The organism is Psychrobacillus sp. FSL H8-0484 (assembly GCF_038005325.1).
Lineage (GTDB): Bacteria > Bacillota > Bacilli > Bacillales_A > Planococcaceae > Psychrobacillus.
Genome location: NZ_JBBOSZ010000001.1, coordinates 97,501 through 120,509, shown reverse-complemented (window position 1 = coordinate 120,509; position 23,009 = coordinate 97,501). Strand labels below are relative to the sequence as shown.

Genomic DNA, 23,009 nt, shown 5'->3' with positions numbered 1-23,009 from the left:
CGCAATTAAGCTATTCAACAGATCCAGATGCCCGGATACAATCCAGCACCCTTTAGGCTCATCCTATTCTTATTTAATGACAAATTTTGTTTTGCTGTACCCTTCTTTTAACTTATCCACTTCTAATATAGCTGGGATAGCCGCCTTTAGTTCTGCAACATGCGAAATGACACCAATCATTCTTCCTGATTTTTGTAAATCGATCAACGTATCAATAGCTTTATTTAGTGATTCCTCATCCAAAGAGCCAAACCCTTCATCGATAAACATCGTTTCAATTCGAATGCTCCCTTGGAAGCTTTGTATCACGTCCGCCATTCCAAGTGCTAGACAAAGTGATGCATTAAACTTTTCTCCTCCTGATAGTGTTTTTACATCTCTCATTTGCCCTGTGTAAGCATCATAGACATCTAGGCCTAATCCACTCTGCTTCCCGTGCGTTTCTTGTCGTTCGCTTCTGACTAAGTAATACTGACCATTGGATAAATGTTTTAATCGCTCGTTCGCAGCGTGTATTATTTGCTCTAAGTATTCCATTTGTATAAATCGTTCAAACGATATTTTTAATTGATTTTGACCTCTCAGCATGTCATACAGATCAATTATGCGACTTAATTGCTGCTCCAACATAGAAATCCGAGTGCTTGCAGAAACAATCTTTTCTTCTAATTCGAGTCCCACTTTTGCATATTCTTTTGAGCTGTTCAGTACATTTAATGCCACTTCATAAGCAATTTTTAATTGAGATAACTCATCTTCTAAGGGAGTTAGCTCGACTTTTACATTATCCTTCAGCTGCTCTTGCGCTTCTGTTACTTGCTCTGTAAGTGTATGAAGAGCTTGCTTATATGCGTTATATAATTCTTTTAGAGCGCTTCGATCTGTTTCCGACATTTTCGCTGCTGTGTACAATTCCATCGTATCAAAGCCTGCTTTTGTTAATGCTCCAACAAATTGAGCATGTGCTTTTTCTCTCTTTTCACTTGCCTCCTGAGATGCAGTTGTAGCATGTTCTAGAGATAATTTTGCTCTTGTTAAAGCTTCTGATACTAGCTTTTGTCGTTTTTGTGCTTCATCCCAAGCATTTTCTAATTGTTCTTTGTACTTCTTAGCTTCTATTAGTTGATCGTTTAACTCTTGTAAAGATGCAATATGTGCAGGTATAGAACTCTTTTTAGATTGGTATACCGCTTTTACTTGTTCAAACAAGCTTTTATGTTGTTGGTAGGTAGTTTCCAAACTGTTTTTTTCTTGCTCTAGTTTATCCATTTTTAAAAGGTTGGCTTTATAAGGTTCTCTTAAAATAGCGAGTCTTTCTTTTTCTAATCGAAGTTTTGTTACTTCTTCTTCTAGTTTTTCGACATCCTCTTTTAGTTGATTTGCTTCTAGAGCAGTTACATGAAACTCTTCTAACTGAGCTTGCATCTTTTCGAAAGCTTCTTGTGCCGTTTCTTTTTTTGCACGAATCGTTAATAAACTCGACTCTTGCTGTGATAACTGTTTTTTAACACGTTGTATTTCATCTTCATTAATCGTTTGATTATGCATGTTTGCACTTATTTCTTTGTGTTCCGTACTTCCGCAAACCGGACAAGCCTCTCCAGCTATAAGTTTGGATGCAAGTATACTCGCTTGATTACTCATCCAATTGCTTTCTTTTAACTGATATATTTCCTGCATCTCCAGAAAGAGCTTTTCTTGTAAAGCTTCTTCTATTTTCAAAGAATGTAAAAGTCGTTCATTCGCGCTGAATAGTTGCATCAAGTTATGTTGAGCTTGTAAAATGGCAAGCTGTTGTACTTCATTGTCTAAAGGTTCTACCAGCGCTTCTAGCGTATCTATCTCTTCTTTTTGAGATGAACAGAATGCTTTTTCTTCTATAAACAGCTTTGTTTTCGATGTCACTTGTTTGTTTAGTTCCTCTGTATGTTTTTCATGTTCGAGCATGTCGTTTCTTTTCGTTTCCAACTCTTCAAATAAAGGTAGTAATGCATTTAACTGAATAAGTGCTTCTACACTTTTTTCCCGAGCTTCTTTTTTATTTGCTTCCATCGTATAAGAAACTTCGACTTGCCTTGTTGATTCTTCTGCCTCTGATACTGTTGCTTTTGCTATTTCGAGTAGCTTCGACTTATTACTTGCTTCCTGCTGGAGTTCAACATAGTAGTTTTCCACCGTTTCAATAGCGCTTGCTCGTTCAGCCTCCACTAGTCGGTGTTGCTTCCCGGCGTATTCTTCCGATTGATCTTTTAAGTTATTAAGTCTCTGTTCTTTTATGTCCAGCTCTCTAAATCGCTCATTTATCGTTTTTGCTTCGTGATAGGCACCTAGTTTGCTTGCGTGTGTTCTATGCACTTCGTTGTAAGCAAGCTCGTCCAATTGAGTTTTCTCTTTATAGAAGCTTGTTTCTTCTTTTAATGCTTCTACAAGCTGAAAAGTATTATAATTATCCGATTCGATCAGTTGAAAAAGGTTGGAATCTCTCCTTGGAAAGGAAGCAATAATCTGTTCGGTATAACTATGTCGAGTCGTTTCTTCTTTTTTCAGCTCAGCTTCTGCTATTTGCTTTTTATCTCTAAGTCTCTCGCTAATCATTTTATATGGCTCTGTTTTAAAAATTTTGCGCAAAATAGCTTCCTTATTTTCTGTTTGAGAAGTTAATAATTTTCGAAACTCGCCTTGTGGAAGCATAACAATCTGACTGAACTGATCTTGTGTTAGCCCAATGATTTCTTCTACTTTTTTATTAATTTCCGAAACAATTTGTCTTTCGACTACAGGCACTTCGCCTGTTTCCTTCACTTCAAAAAATTCGTAGCGTTCTCCCGTTGCTCCCTTATTTCCTTTTTTCACATGGGAAAGCTGTCTTAAAATGCGATATCTGCGATTGTGAATCTCAAATATTAGCTCGACAGCAGTGTGCGTCTCATCTGTAGCGAAATCACTTCGCATCATTTTAGTATCTCGTCGATCTTCGCCGCTTCCCGATCCGTATAAGGCAAAACTAATTCCATCAAAAATAGTTGTTTTCCCAGCGCCAGTCGCCCCGGAAATAACAAATAGACGATTATCTTTTAACTCTGTAAAATCAATTGTTTCGGTAAATTTATATGGCCCAAATGCAGTCATTTTCAGTTGTATCGGTTTCACGCATTTGCCCCTCCTTCCCGTTCCTCATGCATCATGCTTGTTAAAACCTCTTTAAATAATTTTTCTGTTTCTTCCGACGGTTTCTTTCCACTTACTTCTGTATAAAAAGATTGAAATAGCGTAAAATTGTCGATTTTTTTGCGACTCGATTGTTCCTTTTCTCTTCCCTGTACTGCTGATTGAAAAACCTTTCTTTCTACATGCATCGCATTTGGATAAACAGTTCGAACTTGTTCCATTGGAGATAAAATGGGTGCCTCATCGATTAATTTAACAAATACATAGTCTTCACTCACAGGCTGTTTTAGTATTTCTTGCATATAACCTTCCACCGTTCGCATGTCTCGATTGGGAGAGAGCAATCTTTTCTCTACAGTAATATTTCCTTCTTCATCCAGTTCAACCATTAAAAATCCTTTTTTATGATGTTCTTCGGAAATAGAGTACTTTAAAGGAGATCCAGCATATTGAATCTTTTCGTTTAAGACATAGTGTGCCTGGTGTAAGTGCCCTAGTGCTGTGTAATGAAAGTTCTTGAAAAGTGCAGCGTCTACATACTCTGCTCCTCCAATCGCAAGCGGTCGCTCGGATTCACTAGTGTTTTCTTCTGCTTGTCCATGAGGAGTAACAAATGCATGTCCAATAAATACATGTCTTTTGGTAGCATCCATTTTATCGTTAATTTCTTCTACAATTCTTTTCATTGCTTGGTTATGAGTGGTGATCGTTTCATCTTCTAATATATAACGGACTTGAGAAGGATCTGTGTAGGGTACAAGATGGAAATGTACTTCTCCATACTCGTCATTTAATACGACGGATTTTAGTTCTTTATTTAACTGACCAACAATATGTAATCCTGTTTCTTTCATTAGATTACTTCCAAAATTTAAGCGTCCGGGACTATCGTGATTTCCTGCAATACTTAAAACAGGTGTTTGACGCTTTAAGACTATTTCCGCTAATAAATCATCTAATAAATTTACAGCTTCCGTCGGCGGTACTGCTCGATCGTACAAATCCCCTGCAATCACTACTGCATCTGGTTTTTCTAGATCAATCGCCTCCAAAAACTGATTGAAAACAAATCGTTGTTCCTCTGTCATATATATACCTTGCACGAGTTTTCCTAAATGCCAGTCTGCGGTATGAAAAAATTTCAATCGAAAATCTCCTTTCGTATCTTATTAAGATTATTTTAACATTAGAAAGAGTTAGTAAATTAAGGAATTACTAAAAATTCAGTGCATCAAATTTATTGACATGGTATTATGTTTGTCAGAGGAGGATGTTTATGTCAACAGAAGCTTATCAACTTACAGCCATCATAATTTATATGGTTGCAATGCTAGTCATTGGCTGGTATTCATACAGAAAAACGTCAAATTTAACAGACTATATGCTCGGTGGGCGCTCACTAGGTCCAGCTGTAACTGCATTAAGTGCAGGTGCTGCAGATATGTCTGGTTGGTTATTGATGGGATTACCTGGAGCTATTTATCTTTCAGGAATGGGGCAAGCTTGGATCGCAATCGGTCTTACAATTGGTGCTTACTGTAACTGGTTATTTGTCGCACCAAGACTACGTGTGTACACACAAGTATCAAATGATTCCATTACAATTCCAAGTTATTTAGAAAGTCGTTTAAAACAGTCATCTCGTTTATTACGTGTGGCATCAGGTTTAATTATTTTGTTATTCTTCACATTTTATGTATCTTCTGGAATGGTAGCAGGTGGAGTTTTCTTTGAGAGCTCATTTGGTCTAGATTATCATACAGGTCTTTTAGTTGTTTCCGGTGTAGTAGTTGCATATACACTTTTTGGAGGTTTCTTGGCGGTAAGTTATACCGATTTCCTTCAAGGTCTACTAATGTTCCTTGCACTTATTGCCGTACCTATCTGTGGTTTATTCATGACAGGTGGTATAGGTGAAACGATAGATTCCATTAAAACGGTGAATCCAACTCACTTAAGTCTATTTGCAGGAACAACTGTATTAGGTGTTATTTCTACACTAGCTTGGGGTCTTGGCTACTTTGGTCAACCACATATTATTGTACGCTTTATGGCAATTAGTTCTGTTAAAGAAACAAAACAAGCTCGTCGTATCGGTATTGGTTGGATGATGTTAAGTCTTGGTGGAGCAATTGCTACTGCTTTAGTTGGGGTTGCTTACTATCAACAAAATCCTGATCTTTCTTTAACAAGTCCTGAAGCTGTGTTTATCGCACTTGGACAAATTATTTTCCATCCATTTATCGGAGGTCTTATGCTTGCTGCTGTTCTTGCTGCTGTTATGAGTACGATTTCTTCTCAATTAATCGTAACTTCATCTGCTTTAGTTGAGGACTTATACAAAGCAATTATTAAAACAGATGCATCCGATAAAACATACGTGAACTTAGGTCGACTAGCTGTACTATTAGTTTCTATTCTTGCTGCTGTTTTAGCTTGGAGAGAAAACGACACAATCTTGAAACTAGTGTCATTTGCATGGGCTGGTTTCGGTGCTTCTTTCGGACCAACTATTTTACTTTCACTTTATTGGAAGAAGATCACTTCAGCTGGGGCACTTACAGGTATGATTGTAGGGGCAATTACAGTAGTTGTTTGGGGATCTATCGATTCTCTTACAAGCACATTGTATGAAATCGTTCCTGGTTTTGCACTTGCTTTAATCACTACGGTTGTTGTCAGTCTAATGACATATAAACCTAATGCAGAAATCGAAAAAGAATTCGATGAAACTGTTCGCATATTAAAAGAAGAACGTAAATAAATTGTTATAGAAAGCTGACCTATTTACTTGGTCAGCTTTTTTTGTTCTCTTCTATCCTATATGACCTATATGATATTTGTCATACCTATGACTTGACGTTTATGTCTACTCCTAATACCAGCATTTCTATATAGTTACGGTAATGAGTCCGTTTAGGAGGAATAATATTGAGCAGAGAAAAAACGCTTGAATTACGTAAAAATGTAAAACCATTTGAAAACTCTGAGTTAAAAAAGAGTATCTTTCAAATTATTAATACGATTCCACCCTTTTTTATCCTTTGGTTCTTAGCTTACTTAAGTTTGGACGTTTCCGTATGGTTAACGGTAGGTCTATCTATAATCGCAGCGGGATTTGTCGTTCGTATTTTCATTATTTTTCATGATTGCACGCACGGGTCTTTCTTTAAAAATAAAAAAGCCAATAATATTACAGGTACAGTTACTGGGATTATTACATTATTTGCTTATGAAAAGTGGAAACGTGAACATAACATCCACCATGCCACAAGTGGTAATCTAGACAAGCGTGGAGTTGGCGACATTTGGATGATGACGGTGGAAGAATACGTAGAAGCATCTCCAATGAAACGTCTTTCTTACCGATTGTATCGTAATCCAATCGTTATGTTTGGATTTGGGCCAGCATTATTGTTTTTAGTAAGCAATCGAGTTAACAATAAAGATGCTCGACCAAAAGAACGTAACAACACCTATTTAATAAATGTTTCGGTACTTGTTCTTTATTCGTTGATGATTTGGTTGATTGGTTGGCAAGCATTTGCAATCATTCAAGGAACTATTCTTTTCGTGGCTGGTTCACTAGGAATTTGGTTATTCTATGTACAACATCAATTTGAAGATTCTTATTTTGAAGATGAAGCAGACTGGGATTATGTAAAAGCTGCTGTTGAAGGAAGTTCTTATTATAAGTTACCACGTGTTTTACAATGGGTAACTGGAAATATTGGCTTCCACCATGTGCATCACTTAAGTCCACGGGTTCCGAACTACAACCTGGAAAAAGCACATGAATCGACACCACCTTTGCAAAAGGCGACAACGATTAATCTTCGTACAAGCTTACAATCTATTCACTTCCGATTATTTGACGAAAAAAACAAAAACTTTGTAAGCTTTAAAGAAATTAAGCATTTACTGAAAAACTCAAAAGATGCGGTTAAATTAAATGCAAAGAGCTCAACTTTTGAAGGAAAATAAGCTTCAACAAGAACCATTCCAATGTAATTAGGGATGGTTTTTGCTTTATAATGAAGAAAAGCATTATTGTATAAGAGAGGTGAAGTAATTGCCAAAGTGGTATCAGATTTTCCCTAAATATCCGTGGTTAAGTATATATGCATGGATTGTTTTTTGTATATTTCCTTTCTTTTTTATCTTCCGGTCTACTGGTCCTCTAGAAATTGTCATTGGACTAGTTTTAACTTTATTGTTTTTTATTGCATACCGATTATCGTTCATCTCTAATGGCTTGCTCATATATATTAGTGTTTTTGTCGAAATAGCCATCAGTGTGACAATGACTTTTCTGTACGGCTATATATACTTTGCAATTTTTTTATCCTTTTTTATTGGAAATATACAACGAAAAGTAAGCTTTTTTGTTATTTATAGTATCCATTTATTAGTTACCATTGTTGCGATAATTTTTGGTTTCCTTACGCAAATGGAATTATTTCTTTCCCATTTACCATTTCTCATTATTTGCTTGATTGGTGTAATCTTACTGCCATTTAACACATATAACAGAAACCAACGGGAAATGCTGGAAGGTCAATTAGAAGATGCACAAAAACGAATTTCTCAATATATCATAATTGAAGAACGAGAAAGAATCGCACGAGACTTGCATGATACACTGGGGCAGAAGCTTTCTCTTATTGGCTTGAAAAGTGATTTAGCTGGTAGATTGATTGAAAAAAATCCGGAAGCGGCCAAAAATGAAATCTATGATATTAACCAAACGGCCAGATCTGTTTTAAAAGAGGTTCGTGAACTAGTTACTAATATGCGTGGAACTAAGTTGGAAGATGAACTCTTTCGAATTAAACAGATTTTACATGCAGCGCAAATTACATGTAAAATTAGCGGTTCACCCAAACTTTTTAAAACTCCACTCCTCGTCGAAAATATGCTTAGTATGTGTCTAAAAGAAGCGGTCACTAATGTAGTGAAACATAGTGGCGCAACTTCTTGTTCGATTTCAATAAAACAATCAGCTAAGGAAACATTGATAAAAGTGTATGACAATGGGATTGGTATAGATGAGAGAAAAGATTGGTCAAAAGGCCACGGTATTCGAGGAATAAAAGAAAGATTAGAATTTGTAAATGGAAGTTTAGATATTTATTCAAAAAACGGTACAATCGTTAATATACATGTTCCTAATGTGATTCAACAAACAAGTCAGGGGGAATAAACATGATACGAATCGTCATTGCAGAAGATCAACGAATGGTCCTTGGGGCTCTAGGGTCTCTTCTAGATTTAGAAGAAGATATGGAAGTGGTAGGGAAAGCTAATAACGGGGAGGAAGCTCTTCATTTAATTCAGCAGATGCAACCTGATATTTGTATTATGGATATTGAAATGCCTGTAAAAAGTGGCTTAGATGCTGCCGAAGAGTTAAAGGAAGATGCATGTAAAGTAATTATTTTAACCACCTTTGCTCGGTCTGGTTATTTCGAACGAGCACGCAAAGCCGGCGTAAATGGATACTTGCTGAAAGATAGTCCGAGCGAAGAACTTGCGAATTCTATTCGTATTATTATGGATGGTCGACGTATTTATGCTCCTGAGCTAGTTGATATTGCATTCGAAGAGGAAAATCCTCTAACGGAGCGCGAAAGCCAAGTGCTGGAGCTAATCGCAGATGGGAAAAACACGAAGGAAATTGCTAGTGAACTATACATTACGACTGGTACTGTGCGTAATTACATTTCCGTTATCTTAGACAAATTAGATGTAGGAAATCGAATTGAAGCCATCTCTCGATTTAAAGAAAAAGGCTGGTTTAAATAATTGTCGACACTGCTTAAAGCCTAGCTTTAAGCTTTTTTATTTCCAGTAAATTTTATTTGTTGTAAGAATATATATAGGGTAATGGCGTGAAAACAGACAAAGAGTTTTTCTAGAAAGGTGATAAGGATGAAAAAGAGAAGTAAAGTTTTCCTTACTATTCTTGCAGCTGCTGTAACCATCCTTTTATTCTTTAACATTCAAACAGATGCAGGGATGTCATTTATTCAACAAATGAAAGATATATTTATACCTGAGAAACAAATAACACAAAGTATTGAAGGAACCGAGGAAATAACAGAAGTTGTATTGCAAGAAGGGAAAGACACAGAATATGTTATTTATATCGATGAAGAAAGATATAAACTAGTACAAGGCAAAAATTCAGATGTCATTACGACAAGGGAACCTTTGGAAGAAAGATATCCAGAAGTTTCGATGGAAATTGAACACTTTAAAGATATTGCTCCGGAAGAAATGATCGCTACTTTAGAATCGGAACTTGCTACTGAATATACAAAAGTGACAGAAACAGAGGCTGTTAAAGAACCATTAGCAGGCTTTAAGCTGCATGGTATTAGCGGCTCCGAGTGGAATAGCCCTGTCACAAATGTCTATGTAGTAGACAATAAAAACGGTGGAAGCTTTGTCATAACCGAAAAGTACTTCCTAGAAGCAGCTGAAGGTCACGGAGCAAGATTTTATGCGATGCTACAACAGTTTGAAATTGTAGAATAAGTTTTTCTCTCCTTTAATGAAACTTAGCCAAAGGTTGAAGGATAAAAAGTACGATTTGATCAAAAAATAATAATAGCTAGTACCTTGCCCCCTGCAAAATACCATTGGGGGCATTCTATATACTTTTTAATGTTACAACAATTATTTCTGGTGTATTAAACACTCTTATAGGCATAATACTATTCCCTAATCCCCTATTTACAATCATGTTTGTTTCATTTTCGGTATACACTCCTGCGGTATACATTGGAAATAGACCTTGTCCCGGTGCTACTAGTCCACCTAACCCTGGAATTCGAAATTGTCCCCCATGTGCATGCCCTGTAAAAATAACATCCATTCCACTATCTACATAATCTTGAAACGTTTCTGGGCGATGCGAAAGTACTAATGTGAAAACTTCATTTTTATCAAATTTACTTAATGCATCGGAAACTGCTATGCCGTTTAATGGATCTTCAATTCCAATAATGCGTATTTGCTGTCCATCTTTTTTTATTATTCTTTCATCATTTGCTAGTACGGTGACACCCAAATCTGATAAGGAAGCCTTTATATGGTCTACATCGTTTGTAGCAATTTCGTGATTTCCAGTTACATAGTAAACTGGTGCAAGTGATATAACCTGCTCCACTACATCTAAACTATTTTGTAAATTATATCGATTACTGTCGATCAGATCCCCTGTAATAAAAATAAGGTCAGGATCAGCTTTTTTTATCTTTTCTACAAGCTTAGCTTGATTTTCTCCAAATGTAGCATCATGTAGGTCCGAAATTTGAACAATCTTCATGCCGTTAAAATTAGATGGAATCCTTTCTGCCTCTAACGATATCTCGGTTGTTTTAATACGTACATTTCCTAAATAAAGTACGAGTGCTACTGCTAGTAATAAAACTATCCACTTCTTCATTGAAATTCTCCTAAATTATATATGTCAAGTTGGGCTCATGATACCTACTCTAAAACCAATGTGTTCATTCTTTAACAGCTCGTTTACGACAAATAAAGCCGTATCTCCCGTAGTAGTTTTAACCGCTCCAATCGGTAGCATATCTCGTTCAATTATATATGCGTTTGTTTCAGCCCCGGTAGGCAGAAAAGTAGGACAAACTATTGTCCAATCTAATGATGACGCTCTTAACATATCATACACTTTATGATGCTCTTTTGCTGCAGTTGTCGATTTACGTTTTGATTCCGATGATTGATATCGAAGCAATTTTGGATCTACTCGACTAGTTAATATACCCCCAGTACCAATAGTGACGACTCGTTTAATATTTTGTTTCTTCATAATAGAAATAATATGTTCTACCGCCTCAGTTAATACAGTCGATTGATCTGTACCAAGAGCACTCACCACTGCATCTGTACCCTCTAACGTCTTTTCTACATCTAAAGATACACGTGCATCCCCTTTTAAGATGATTAAATTAGGATGTGGTACCACTTTTTCTGAATTTCTAACGAGCACCGTCACTTGGTAACCATTTTCTAATAGCAAAGAGAGTATGTCGCTCCCTACTCGACCAGTAGCCCCTAGTAATGAAATATGCATCTTCTCCACTCCTTTTTTATTATAATAACAATAAAAAAAGCACTCCCGTTATAAACAGGAATGCTTTCAAATGTCGATAAATGCTATTTCCCGGGAAATAACATTTACTATAAATTTAATGAAAAAATAAATGCGAAAAAAACACCATAAAAAATAATGATAAGTACAATACTAATTGCCATCCAAATTAAGGACGCACGTGCATAATTACGTCGTGGGTCTGGATTTCCAAATCCCCATATGAATAGCATTACTATGTTCACAATTGGTATGATCATAATAAGCATCGTAAGAACCCACTCACCTATGGACATATCCTTTGCAGCCTTTTGTAAATTACCTTGAAATTCCTGAGGTTGCTCTTTTTCATAAGATTCCATTTTCTATCCCTCTCTTCCATTAAACTTGACATTTTCATGTCTATTTATATTTTACTTTAAAATATGGAAGAAATGTCTTATTTTTTTTAAAAAATTCCCGCAATTTATTTTACTTTCGTCATAGTGGCTGTCCCTAAAGCCATATAGTGACTGAGAGATGTTCCCTTTTCCAATGTATTGATTTCCGTTCCAGACGGACGCTTTCCGTGGGCATGGCTTCAGTCTCCTCAGGCCAACAGGATGTTGGTCACAAAGGCGTTGAGGCCCACAGAATGTGGGTCATGCAATCGTTGCCGCAAAAGTTCTTTTGCGACGAGCTTTGCGCAGGAGCAGGACGCGGCGAACTTAGATTGCCTTCCATTCGAGGTGGTGTTCATAGCCTTTGTTCCTTTGTTCCTTTGTTCCTTTGTTCGCTCCTGCGGGGCCTTCAGCTCATACTATTCCCGCTGGAGTCGCCATCTTCCACTACAATCAATTGCCTACAAAAAACAGGTGTAGAAAAAGACTCGTTTTTCTACACCCGCTTCAATTTATGGGCTTATTGGACAGCCCCTTTTTTATTTGGCTTACCGTCTTCTGTTATAAGAAGCGCTTCTAAAAATTTCCCTCTCGAAATTGCAACTTTAAAAATTTCTAATGCTTCATATACAGATGCATGTTGACCTATAAATTGATGACATCAAGTGATCTATCCGATTATATGACATAATAAATCGATCTGAACCTGCGAACAGTCATCTCTTCTCACCTCTGGTTTAGTATTTATTATATCTTTGCCTTCGAAACGTTCTTTTTAACAAAGTAAATTGCACTAGCCAAAAGTATAACTATAGCCAGCAAAGTAACAATTATACTCCAAATGAACGGGGTCTTATCAACTCCACCGTTTAATACGACTCCTGCATACATCGGAAGCTTCCAAGGAGAAATCGTCCAATACGTACCTAGTAAAGCATCGATCAGCTGCACTATCAAAACAAGTACAAGTGATACAGCAGAAGCAATGCCTGTCGAAAATGCTGCACTTGCAAATAAAACAATACTAATAACAAATAGCAGCCAAGTTATATAAGTTCCAAGAAATCCTATAAACGCACTGGCATCTACTGCTCCAAAAAGGACAGACGTATAATATAAATTCGCTAACAATCCCAGTAATACACTGCCAATCACTAATATGCACATGATAACTAATTTACTATACACATAGCTGGAATAAGCTATAGGACGAACGTATAGTAATGTTGCTGAACCATTTTTCCGTTCCCTTGCGATGATACCAGCGAATCCAAGTGTTACGACGAGCATCCCGATAAATTGATACTGGCCTATGGTCGACATGACTATTTGCTCTGGAGTAAATTCTGGTAACTGAAAAACTGTTCCTTCTGGCATATTGCCTACCGCATTTAATATTTGAGGTAGATAGTAATTCATTAATGGCTCCGAAATACCAAACAAGACAAACACTAAAGGTATCCAAAGTATTTTAAAATTCCGTACATTCTCGCGCCATTCTTTTTGAAATATTACTGTGAAATTATTCATCCTTATTCACCACCTGCAAAAAGATTTCTTCTAAACTAGCGGATGCGCGCTCTACCTTCGACAAACTTAAATTGCAATTCGCAAGTACCTGTAAAACTTCCTGCATCATCGGTTTTGCATCTTCTAGATGAATAAAGGCAATCGGACCTTCTTGCATAGCAGGCCATGGTGAAGTTTCTACAAATTGTGCCGCTTCGTTACTATTTGAAAAGTAAATTTTGTACATAGGATTTGCATATTTTTCTCGCACTTCTCTCATAGAACCTTGCTCCACTAACTTCCCTTTTCGTAAAAACAATAATTGGTCCGTCATTTCTTCTGCATCATTTAAAATATGAGTGGAATACAATATAGTCGTCGATGCCTGCAATTCTTTCAGTAAGTTCATAATTTCACGTCTACCTAATGGATCTAAAGCAGACACCGGTTCATCCAGCAGAAGTAGTAAGGGCTTATGCACAATTGCTTGCGCTAGACCTAAGCGTTGTCTCATTCCCCCAGAAAATGTACCTGTCTTTTTCTTTTTAGCATCTCCCAGACCTACAAATTCCAGTGTCTTTTCTGCTTCTAGTTTTGCCATCTTAGGATCTACTCCACTTAACTTCGCAGCCATCTCTGTAAATTCAAGTGCTGTTAGCCAGGAATAAAACTGAGGATATTGCGGAAGGAAACCGATTTCTTTTCGGATATCGCCTGTAATCTCCCCATCCATTACAATTGTTCCGTTCGTTTGTTTTAGTAATCCAGCGAGCATGGACAAAGTAGTAGTCTTCCCTGCTCCATTTGGACCGATTAGTGCAGTTGCCGTGTTTTTAAGTAACGAAAAAGTGACATTATTTACAGCTTTTTCTATTCCATATTCTTTTGTTAGTCCTTGCATATGAAGTAATGTGTTCATTCATTCCGTCTCCCAACGATGAAGTATATAATTGGTCCAATCATATTCCCCAAAATAATGATAATGGCCCACAACCATTTCGGACCGTTTGTTTTTGCTACCCGAACCAAGTCAATAATAGCTACCAACATTAAAATAAGTTGGATGATTATTAATGGCAATATAAGCATCCACGGTATTGATTCAAACCCCATTGTCATTCCTCCTTTGTAGTTACTTCTATTCTACTATATATAGAACAGAAAGGTTTCAATTTTTTTTTATGTTATAATAAAAAATTGGAAGGTGATTAATAAATGGAAGTTTTAATTAGAAATGCACGTAAAGAAGATGCTCAAGCAGCTGTTCCACTTATTATGGAAGCTATAGGCGATATCTCCATGCAAATGACTGGAGAAACGAAAGAAGCGAATATTAAGAAGGAATTTGCGCAATTATTTATTAGAACGGATAATAGACATTCCTATTTAAATACCTATATTGCTGAAATGGAAGGAAAAGTCGCAGGAGTTCTTGTATTTTATTCCGCAGAGCAAGCTGTTACACTCGATGCCAACTTAGAAATATATCTCTCCACCAAAAAAGGAACTTCTGTCCAAATAGATCTAGAAACATTGCCTGGTGAGTGGTATATAGATACAGTAGTTGTAGATCCTACATATCGAGGGCATGGTATTGGAACGAAGCTTTTAGCATACTCCGAACAGTTAGTTAAAAATTTTGGTGGCGGAAAACTATCTTTAAATGTAGAAATAGAAAAAGAAGCTGCAATTCGCTTGTATAATAGGCTAGGATTTGATATCGTATGTCCTTGGACAATTATTGGCGAGCCATTTCATCATATGGTGAAGACGGTATACGCTGATTAAAGGAGAAACGCATATGAAACTATGGATTTACCCTCTTATGGTTGTTTTTGCAGCCAGCTGTTATGGGACTTTATCAACGATGGTGAAACTTGCTATTGGAGAAGGTTATTCAGCCTCTGACGCAATTTCTAGTCAATATATTATTGGGTTTATACTTGCAGTCATTTTATATATTGCAACACAACGAAAACTGCCACGTCTATATGGTGGCTTTAAAGTTATTATGTTAGCTGGTATTTTTACCGCTACTACTGGAATTGTGTATGGACAAGCACTTATTTACTTACCCGCTTCCTTAGCAGTTGTGATGTTATTTCAATTTACTTGGATAGGTACCCTAATCGATTGTATTTTGAGAAGACGATTACCGACAAGACCAGAAGTTATATCTCTTATCATATTGTTTATCGGAACAATTTTAGCTGCTGGCGTCCTCGACGTCGATTTGAGCGGTATTGACTGGAGAGGTTGGGTTTATGGGTTTGCAGCTGCAGTGTCATTCTCTCTTAATATGAATGTCAATACAAAGCAAGTGGATGGAATGAATACGACGACTCGCCTATTGTTTGTTTCTTTCATAGCAATGCTCATGATTTCCATCTTTCAAAGCCCGGAAATAATTTGGAATGGGAAACTATTTACGGAGTCCCTTTTATTCTATGGACTAGCTCTTGGATTACTAGGTATCATTATTCCAATTTACTTTTTCGTAATTGCTGTACCTAAAGTGGGCGGCGCTATGTCCTCCATTTTAAGTGCAATGGAATTACCTGTTGCTGTAATGGTTTCGGTAATCGTTTTAAGCGAAGCAATATCATGGTTACAAATTCTTGGTATAATCGTTATTTTAATTGGCATGTGTATACCGACGCTTGCTAACATTTCGAAGAATAAAAAACGGAAAACTGCTTCATAACTTAATTGCCAAAATATTAAACAACAAAAAGAGTCTAATTCATACTAGAATTTGGACTCTTTTTGCGCTTTAGATGTTACACATAGATAGAAAAATCACTAATTCCAGCATAAGGAATTTTGTTCTTAATCTTTTCCTCCAAGTCCAACATAGTATACTTTTGCCATTCTTCCAAATTGTTCTTATCCCATTTCCGTGTAAATAGCTGGTATAAAAAGATTTCCCTCAGTTTTAGGAATATTGGAATTTGCTCTACAATGTCCTCATTGAGCAAATTTTCCGCTTGATAACCCGCAAGAAAATGGTTCATAAATGTCTGAGGAAAAGCTTTTATATCGCCATTGTAAGAGCTATGTTGCCAATATGCATGATAGAAGGCCACTGCTATATCTTGCGCATACCAATTAAATGCACAGTCATCAAAATCAATCGTAGTAATAGTACCATCGTTTGTAATGATTAGATTCCCTTGATGAAAGTCATTATGAATCAGACCAAATGTGCTTTCCATGCTATCAAACGCACACAGGCTTTGCATCAACCTGTCGTAACGATCCCTTAACCATGAGGATAAGTTTGCCCTAATACCAAACACATCAGTATTCTCAACCGTCCAAACAGGTCGATATATTTCTTCTACCTTGAACCTTTTAGATAGAACATGCATCCTTCCTAAAGTCTTTCCCCATTGTTCAAATACTTTTTCATTCCAATGTAATACGTTTGTCACATCCATCATATCGCCCTTAACAAATCCGAAATAAGCCCTCACCCGCCCGTTTTCATCTTCCAAATGCATTTCTGGCTTGGGAACAGCAACCTCTTGTTCGTATAGAAAATTCATCCATTCAATTTCCTGTAAAACCATTTCCTTCGTTTTTCCAGCATTAGACATTCTAACTACTTTTCCTTTTTCCTCAATGTAAAAAACGTCGTTATGAAACCCTCCATCTAGTCGGACACGAATTTCTCTCATCCCATTTCCCCCTATAACAAAAACTCCAAAAAGTTCAGCATTTTATATTCAACCACCAATTCATTTTACAGGTTCTTGCAAGAAATCAACTATGCCATCTATTAAACCTTTCGCTAATGGAAGATCGGGATTGGAATAGGTAGCGACATTTCCTTCTCGATCCGCAGGTGCTTCCTTCAATACATGGTTCATCTTATCAACAATGAGTAAATCTGAATCTTTTTTTACTTGATGTAATAGCTCTGCATCTTTTACAGGGACTTGAATATCTAAATTCCCATTCACTAGGAGTACTGGTCCATTTAACTTTTGCAGTTGTTCAGCCGGGTCATATTGTAGCCAAGATATCATATATGGTTGAACCGATGAGCGGAATAAAATTTGCAATTCCTGACTTACTGTTTGCACTTGCTCACCTTGTTTTAATTTTTCAAGAATCTTCGTAGATTCTTCCATTAGATTTGCAGGAAGTTGTGCTTCGAGCTGTTCCATAAGTACCTGATCAATAGGTCTTCCAGCTCCAGCAATGGAGATGAACACATCTGCATCCGCTTTTTGGCTAGCTACCATTCCAATTAACGATCCTTCACTGTGACCGATTATTCCAACCTTCGAAAAGCGTTCATCATCCTTTGCAAATTGGACCCATGCAGCCGCATCATCAATGTATTGATCAAATCGCAAATCTTCTTCCTTGCCAGCTAAGCTTGCATTTTTTCCAACCCCACGCTTGTCGTAACGGATACTTGCCACACCTTCTGTAGCTAAATCTTCAGCAAGCATTTTCAAACTATTGTTTTTACCAGGCAACGCTAGTGAGTTTCCGTTTCTGTCAGTAGGACCAGAACCAGCAATAATGACCATAAGAGGAAAAGGTCCCTCACCTCGAGGAATTTCCAGTTGACCAGACATCGTTCCATTCCCTACCTTCACCTCAACCAAACGATCTTCTTCTACTTCTTCCTCTTTTCTTCCCTTCAGCAATTCAAAAGGGAAAGCCTGCCCTTGTTGAGTAAATGTTCCTGAAATTTTTTCTTGTTCCATTTTACCGTTAAATGTAAGTTTCTGGCCTTGAATATCCATATTAAAGAGTATGTCCGAGTCGTTTAATTTCACATTTGTTAGTGGATAGTTGCTTAATCCTTGTACTGGAATACTAATCGTCCCTTTGTCTGCTTCAAATTCAATGATAATTGGCAGTGGTTGATCGGGAATATTAATGGACCCCTCCCATACTCCTTCTATGTTTTTTAATGAACCCATCTCTGACGCCCCCTCTTTTTCCTTACTACACGCAGTAAGCAATAAAAAAATAATTGCTATTAAAGAAAAAACAATTCGTAATCTCCTCATACAAACGCCTCCACTTCTGTTCTACTAATAATATAACAAAAGTCGGTTGAAGAGTAAAGACTGGTGAACTCTATTTCTAGTGGTAGTTGGGGGTATCTTACTTTTTTAAAATTGATAATCAAGATATCCGAAATCTATTATGAGTTTGCAATTAATATGCTTTACTTATCTTAGAAATTTAAAATAGAACAATAAGCTATAACACCATTTTCAGTAGAATATGGTTTCATGTGTTACATTTCTCTTTTTTGATTAACAGAATAACGATTGAATATAATTACTGTCGGGTCTTAACTATCTTTAGACTGCAATACACATTTAATATAAAAAAAGATAGAATCACAGATTAATCCGCGATTCTACCTTTTTCCACTTTAAAAGTCACTAAAACAAATATAGCAAAACTGATCAACAATATCGTACCACCTACAATATACGCGATTAACGCAACGGTCTCATTTATTTGGAAAGGGTGTATGAACTGTAAATACATACCTAATGTCAATCCGACTGCTCCAATAATAGCGGACCAACCATGGATTGCTACTAACTTAGGCGACTTAATCTTATATAACTTATAAAACAGCCCATAAACAAACAACGACAACCAGCCAACCAATAAAATGTGCGCATGAATAGGTCGTAACTCATATGATCCTGTTCCTGCAATATGGGAACCTAAATAAGCTCCTAACAAACCAAATAATGCTCCTACTCGTATTAACCGTAAACTCCACTTTTGTTGCATTTTATTCATTTCCTCCTTATTTTTACTTAAAATTGTTAATGAAGTTGTTAGTGGTGCAAAGGTAATCAAATCTCAAGAACTTTATTAATCGAAGCCTCATAGAAAGTACTCCTGTTCATTATACTCTCTACTTTAGTTTAACTATACATGCAGAAAATGAACTGAAAATGAACTAATCATTACAATTCTTATTATAGGTTACCTTTTTCGAAATAAATTGTTATTTTGTTTTACTATGAATTGCAATCAAACGGAAATCACCGCGACCAAGTCAAATTCCAACATATTCGCAACGATAAAAATACATCAAAAAAAGCCGCTTCCGATTTCTCGGTAACGACTTCTTAGTGCCCAGCGACGTCCTACTCTTGCAGGGGGAAACCCCCAACTACCATCGGCGCAAGAGCTTAACTTCCGTGTTCGGGCTGCGAAAGCAGATGGGTGGCAGATTTCTTCGTCAGCCGCAGTCTTTCGGTTCTCACGTATGTTATATGTTCCGAGCCTCTCTTCTTTGCTTCCTCGAACTCTTTGCCCCTCCACTTTCTCGCACACTTCTCTATAAATAAAATATTTGTTGCCTTTGGCCTTTTTTTCGAACACAAAAAAAGCCGCTTCCGATTTCTCGGTAACGACTTCTTAGTGCCCAGCGACGTCCTACTCTTGCAGGGGGAAACCCCCAACTACCATCGGCGCAAGAGCTTAACTTCCGTGTTCGGGCTGCGAAAGCAGATGGGCGGCAGATTTCTTCGTCAGCCGCAGTCTTTCGGTTCTCACGTATGTTATATGTTCCGAGCCTCTCTTCTTTGCTTCCTCGAACTCTTTGCCCCTCCACTTTCTCGCACACTTCTCTATAAATAAAGTATATGTTGCCTTCGGCCTTTTTTTTCGAATACAAAAAAAGCCGCCACCGATTTCTCGGTAACGACTTCTTGGTGCCCAGCGACGTCCTACTCTTGCAGGGGGAAACCCCCAACTACCATCGGCGCTGAAGAGCTTAACTTCCGTGTTCGGTATGGGAACGGGTGTGACCTCTTCGCCATCATCACTAGACCTTGAGTTGTTCACTCAAAACTGGATAAAAGACATTGAATTCTTCAAATTCTATTTTGGTTAAGTCCTCGATCGATTAGTATTCGTCAGCTGCACGTGTCGCCACGCTTCCACCCCGAACCTATCTACCTCATCGTCTTTGAGGGATCTTACTTACTTGCGTAATGGGAAATCTCATCTTGAGGGGGGCTTCGTGCTTAGATGCTTTCAGCACTTATCCCGTCCACACATAGCTACCCAGCGATGCTCTTGGCAGAACAACTGGTACACCAGCGGTGTGTCCATCCCGGTCCTCTCGTACTAAGGACAGCTCCTCTCAAATTTCCTACGCCCACGACGGATAGGGACCGAACTGTCTCACGACGTTCTGAACCCAGCTCGCGTACCGCTTTAATGGGCGAACAGCCCAACCCTTGGGACCGACTACAGCCCCAGGATGCGATGAGCCGACATCGAGGTGCCAAACCTCCCCGTCGATGTGGACTCTTGGGGGAGATAAGCCTGTTATCCCCGGGGTAGCTTTTATCCGTTGAGCGATGGCCCTTCCATGCGGAACCACCGGATCACTAAGCCCGTCTTTCGACCCTGCTCGACTTGTAGGTCTCGCAGTCAAGCTCCCTTCTGCCTTTACACTCTTCGAATGATTTCCAACCATTCTGAGGGAACCTTTGGGCGCCTCCGTTACACTTTAGGAGGCGACCGCCCCAGTCAAACTACCCGCCTGACACTGTCTCCTACCCGGGTTACGGGTATGGGTTAGAATTTCAATACAACCAGGGCAGTATCCCACCGACGCCTCCTCCGAAGCTGGCGCTCCGGGCTCTAAGGCTCCTGCCTATCCTGTACAAGTTGCACCAAAATTCAATATCAAGCTATAGTAAAGCTCCACGGGGTCTTTCCGTCCTGTCGCGGGTAACCTGCATCTTCACAGGTACTATAATTTCACCGAGTCTCTCGTTGAGACAGTGCCCAGATCGTTACGCCTTTCGTGCGGGTCGGAACTTACCCGACAAGGAATTTCGCTACCTTAGGACCGTTATAGTTACGGCCGCCGTTTACTGGGGCTTCAATTCGCACCTTCGCTTGCGCTAAGCACTCCTCTTAACCTTCCAGCACCGGGCAGGCGTCAGCCCCTATACTTCACCTTACGGTTTTGCAGAGACCTGTGTTTTTGCTAAACAGTCGCCTGGGCCTATTCACTGCGGCTCTTCTAGGCTATTCACCCAAAAGAGCACCCCTTCTCCCGAAGTTACGGGGTCATTTTGCCGAGTTCCTTAACGAGAGTTCTCTCGCTCACCTTAGGATTCTCTCCTCGACTACCTGTGTCGGTTTGCGGTACGGGCACCTATCACCTCGCTAGAGGCTTTTCTTGGCAGTGTGAAATCAGGAACTTCGGACTAAGTCCTCGCCATCACAGCTCAATGTTATAGAATGCGGATTTTCCTACATTCACACCTTACTGCTTGGACGTGCATAACCAACAGCACGCTTACCCTATCCTTCTGCGTCCCCCCATTACTCAAACGGTGGTTTGGTGGTACAGGAATATCAACCTGTTGTCCATCGTCTACGCCTATCGGCCTCGACTTAGGTCCCGACTAACCCTGAGCGGACGAGCCTTCCTCAGGAAACCTTAGTCATACGGTGGACGGGATTCTCACCCGTCTTTCGCTACTCATACCGGCATTCTCACTTCTAAGCGCTCCACCAGTCCTTCCGGTCTGACTTCAACGCCCTTAGAACGCTCTCCTACCACTGATACCAAAGGTATCAATCCACAGCTTCGGTGATTTGTTTAGCCCCGATACATTTTCGGCGCAGCGTCACTCGACCAGTGAGCTATTACGCACTCTTTAAATGATGGCTGCTTCTAAGCCAACATCCTGGTTGTCTAAGCAACGCCACATCCTTTTCCACTTAACAAATACTTTGGGACCTTAGCTGGTGGTCTGGGCTGTTTCCCTCTTGACTACGGATCTTATCACTCGCAGTCTGACTCCCAAACATAAATCATTGGCATTCGGAGTTTGTCTGAATTCGGTAACCCGGGATGGGCCCCTAGTCCAAACAGTGCTCTACCTCCAAGATTCTTAACGTTTGAGGCTAGCCCTAAAGCTATTTCGGAGAGAACCAGCTATCTCCAGGTTCGATTGGAATTTCTCCGCTACCCACACCTCATCCCCGCACTTTTCAACGTGCGTGGGTTCGGACCTCCAGTAAGTGTTACCTTACCTTCATCCTGGACATGGGTAGATCACCTGGTTTCGGGTCTACGACCACATACTCATTCGCCCTATTCAGACTCGCTTTCGCTGCGGCTCCGTCTTCTCAACTTAACCTTGCATGTAATCGTAACTCGCCGGTTCATTCTACAAAAGGCACGCTATCACCCATTAACGGGCTCTAACTACTTGTAGGCACACGGTTTCAGGATCTATTTCACTCCCCTTCCGGGGTGCTTTTCACCTTTCCCTCACGGTACTGGTTCACTATCGGTCACTAGGTAGTATTTAGCCTTGGGAGATGGTCCTCCCAGATTCCGACGGAATTTCACGTGTTCCGCCGTACTCAGGATACACTCAAGAGAGAATGAACTTTTGACTACGGGGCTTTTACCCTATCCTGCGGACCTTTCCAGATCGCTTCGTCTAGCTCATTCCTTTGTAACTCTATGTAGAGTGTCCTACAACCCCAAGAGGCAAGCCTCTTGGTTTGGGCTATTCCCGTTTCGCTCGCCGCTACTCAGGGAATCGATTTTTCTTTCTCTTCCTCCAGGTACTTAGATGTTTCAGTTCCCTGGGTGTGCCACAGATACGCTATGTATTCACGTAAATGTACTGCTCCATTACGAACAGTGGGTTTCCCCATTCGGAAATCTCCGGATCAAAGCTCACTTACAGCTCCCCGAAGCATATCGGTGTTAGTGCCGTCCTTCTTCGGCTCCTAGTGCCAAGGCATTCACCGTGCGCCCTTATTAACTTAACCTAATATGGCTTCCAATT

19 protein-coding genes and 2 rRNA genes are annotated in these 23,009 nt (G+C 39.0%); 8 read left to right on the top strand and 13 right to left on the bottom strand.

The window, feature by feature from the left end; genetic code table 11:
* Positions 1 to 69 precede the first annotated feature (69 nt).
* Positions 70 to 3,150, bottom strand: a complete 3,081-nt coding sequence (locus MHH81_RS00610; RefSeq protein ID WP_340916729.1) for an SMC family ATPase — start codon at positions 3,148 to 3,150, stop codon at positions 70 to 72.
* A complete protein-coding gene (locus tag MHH81_RS00605; protein WP_340916727.1) occupies positions 3,147 to 4,313 on the bottom strand; it encodes an exonuclease SbcCD subunit D in 1,167 nt (388 codons plus the stop codon). Before MHH81_RS00605 ends, MHH81_RS00610 begins: the two co-directional genes overlap by 4 nt.
* Positions 4,314 to 4,444: 131 nt before the next feature.
* Here MHH81_RS00605 and putP point away from each other — a divergent pair, with 131 nt between their 5' ends.
* The 5 genes from putP to MHH81_RS00580 all read left to right on the top strand — a co-directional run bounded on the left by putP (position 4,445) and on the right by MHH81_RS00580 (position 9,708).
* Positions 4,445 to 5,932, top strand: a complete 1,488-nt coding sequence (putP, locus tag MHH81_RS00600; protein ID WP_340916725.1) for a sodium/proline symporter PutP — start codon at positions 4,445 to 4,447, stop codon at positions 5,930 to 5,932.
* A gap of 167 nt (positions 5,933 to 6,099) precedes the next feature.
* On the top strand, positions 6,100 to 7,152 hold the full coding sequence (locus tag MHH81_RS00595; protein ID WP_340916722.1) for a fatty acid desaturase: 1,053 nt from the start codon (positions 6,100 to 6,102) through the stop codon (positions 7,150 to 7,152).
* An 88-nt stretch (positions 7,153 to 7,240) separates the two neighbouring features.
* Positions 7,241 to 8,371 (top strand): sensor histidine kinase, encoded by a 1,131-nt coding sequence (locus tag MHH81_RS00590; protein ID WP_340916717.1) that lies wholly within the window; start codon positions 7,241 to 7,243, stop codon positions 8,369 to 8,371.
* Between the two features lie 2 nt (positions 8,372 to 8,373).
* Entirely contained in the window at positions 8,374 to 8,973 is a 600-nt protein-coding gene (locus tag MHH81_RS00585; protein ID WP_340916715.1) for a response regulator transcription factor, read from the top strand.
* Positions 8,974 to 9,099: 126 nt separating this feature from the next.
* The gene (locus MHH81_RS00580; protein WP_340916713.1) at positions 9,100 to 9,708 is read left to right on the top strand and encodes a hypothetical protein; all 609 of its coding nucleotides are present in this window, start codon (positions 9,100 to 9,102) and stop codon (positions 9,706 to 9,708) included.
* Between the two features lie 115 nt (positions 9,709 to 9,823).
* On the opposite strand, the gene MHH81_RS00575 is transcribed toward MHH81_RS00580, so the two are convergent.
* From MHH81_RS00575 to MHH81_RS00565, 3 genes are all read right to left on the bottom strand, one after another.
* A complete protein-coding gene (locus MHH81_RS00575) occupies positions 9,824 to 10,621 on the bottom strand; it encodes a metallophosphoesterase (protein ID WP_340916711.1) in 798 nt (265 codons plus the stop codon).
* A gap of 24 nt (positions 10,622 to 10,645) precedes the next feature.
* On the bottom strand, positions 10,646 to 11,269 hold the full coding sequence (locus MHH81_RS00570) for an NAD(P)-dependent oxidoreductase (protein ID WP_340916709.1): 624 nt from the start codon (positions 11,267 to 11,269) through the stop codon (positions 10,646 to 10,648).
* Between the two features lie 107 nt (positions 11,270 to 11,376).
* Entirely contained in the window at positions 11,377 to 11,649 is a 273-nt protein-coding gene (locus MHH81_RS00565; protein ID WP_340916705.1) for a hypothetical protein, read from the bottom strand.
* A 272-nt stretch (positions 11,650 to 11,921) separates the two neighbouring features.
* Here MHH81_RS00565 and MHH81_RS00560 point away from each other — a divergent pair, with 272 nt between their 5' ends.
* Positions 11,922 to 12,311, top strand: coding sequence for a hypothetical protein (locus MHH81_RS00560; protein ID WP_340916703.1), 390 nt, complete (start codon positions 11,922 to 11,924; stop codon positions 12,309 to 12,311).
* A 103-nt stretch (positions 12,312 to 12,414) separates the two neighbouring features.
* Here MHH81_RS00560 and MHH81_RS00555 read toward each other — a convergent pair whose 3' ends face one another.
* The 3 genes from MHH81_RS00555 to MHH81_RS00545 are packed head-to-tail and all read right to left on the bottom strand — an operon-like array spanning position 12,415 to position 14,289.
* Positions 12,415 to 13,197, bottom strand: coding sequence for an ABC transporter permease (locus tag MHH81_RS00555; protein ID WP_340916701.1), 783 nt, complete (start codon positions 13,195 to 13,197; stop codon positions 12,415 to 12,417).
* Positions 13,190 to 14,095, bottom strand: coding sequence for an ABC transporter ATP-binding protein (locus tag MHH81_RS00550; RefSeq protein WP_340916698.1), 906 nt, complete (start codon positions 14,093 to 14,095; stop codon positions 13,190 to 13,192). Before MHH81_RS00550 ends, MHH81_RS00555 begins: the two co-directional genes overlap by 8 nt.
* Positions 14,092 to 14,289 carry a PLD nuclease N-terminal domain-containing protein gene (locus tag MHH81_RS00545; protein WP_340916694.1) on the bottom strand — a complete coding sequence of 66 codons (198 nt, stop codon included), beginning with the start codon at positions 14,287 to 14,289 and terminating at the stop codon, positions 14,092 to 14,094. The genes MHH81_RS00550 and MHH81_RS00545 overlap by 4 nt, the downstream gene beginning before the upstream one ends.
* 102 nt (positions 14,290 to 14,391) lie before the next feature.
* Between MHH81_RS00545 and MHH81_RS00540 the strand changes: the two genes are divergently transcribed.
* Positions 14,392 to 14,964, top strand: a complete 573-nt coding sequence (locus MHH81_RS00540) for a GNAT family N-acetyltransferase (protein ID WP_340916691.1) — start codon at positions 14,392 to 14,394, stop codon at positions 14,962 to 14,964.
* 13 nt (positions 14,965 to 14,977) lie between these two features.
* Positions 14,978 to 15,880, top strand: coding sequence for a DMT family transporter (locus MHH81_RS00535; RefSeq protein ID WP_340916688.1), 903 nt, complete (start codon positions 14,978 to 14,980; stop codon positions 15,878 to 15,880).
* A 76-nt stretch (positions 15,881 to 15,956) separates the two neighbouring features.
* On the opposite strand, the gene MHH81_RS00530 is transcribed toward MHH81_RS00535, so the two are convergent.
* The 5 genes from MHH81_RS00530 to MHH81_RS00510 all read right to left on the bottom strand — a co-directional run bounded on the left by MHH81_RS00530 (position 15,957) and on the right by MHH81_RS00510 (position 22,992).
* A complete protein-coding gene (locus tag MHH81_RS00530; RefSeq protein WP_340916685.1) occupies positions 15,957 to 16,856 on the bottom strand; it encodes a phosphotransferase enzyme family protein in 900 nt (299 codons plus the stop codon).
* A gap of 60 nt (positions 16,857 to 16,916) precedes the next feature.
* Positions 16,917 to 18,209, bottom strand: a complete 1,293-nt coding sequence (locus tag MHH81_RS00525; protein ID WP_340916683.1) for an alpha/beta hydrolase family protein — start codon at positions 18,207 to 18,209, stop codon at positions 16,917 to 16,919.
* Between the two features lie 346 nt (positions 18,210 to 18,555).
* Positions 18,556 to 18,957, bottom strand: a complete 402-nt coding sequence (locus MHH81_RS00520) for a hypothetical protein (RefSeq protein WP_340925071.1) — start codon at positions 18,955 to 18,957, stop codon at positions 18,556 to 18,558.
* A 934-nt stretch (positions 18,958 to 19,891) separates the two neighbouring features.
* Positions 19,892 to 20,007, bottom strand: a 5S ribosomal RNA gene (rrf, locus tag MHH81_RS00515).
* A 56-nt stretch (positions 20,008 to 20,063) separates the two neighbouring features.
* Positions 20,064 to 22,992 (bottom strand): 23S ribosomal RNA (locus MHH81_RS00510).
* Positions 22,993 to 23,009: the final 17 nt, after the last annotated feature.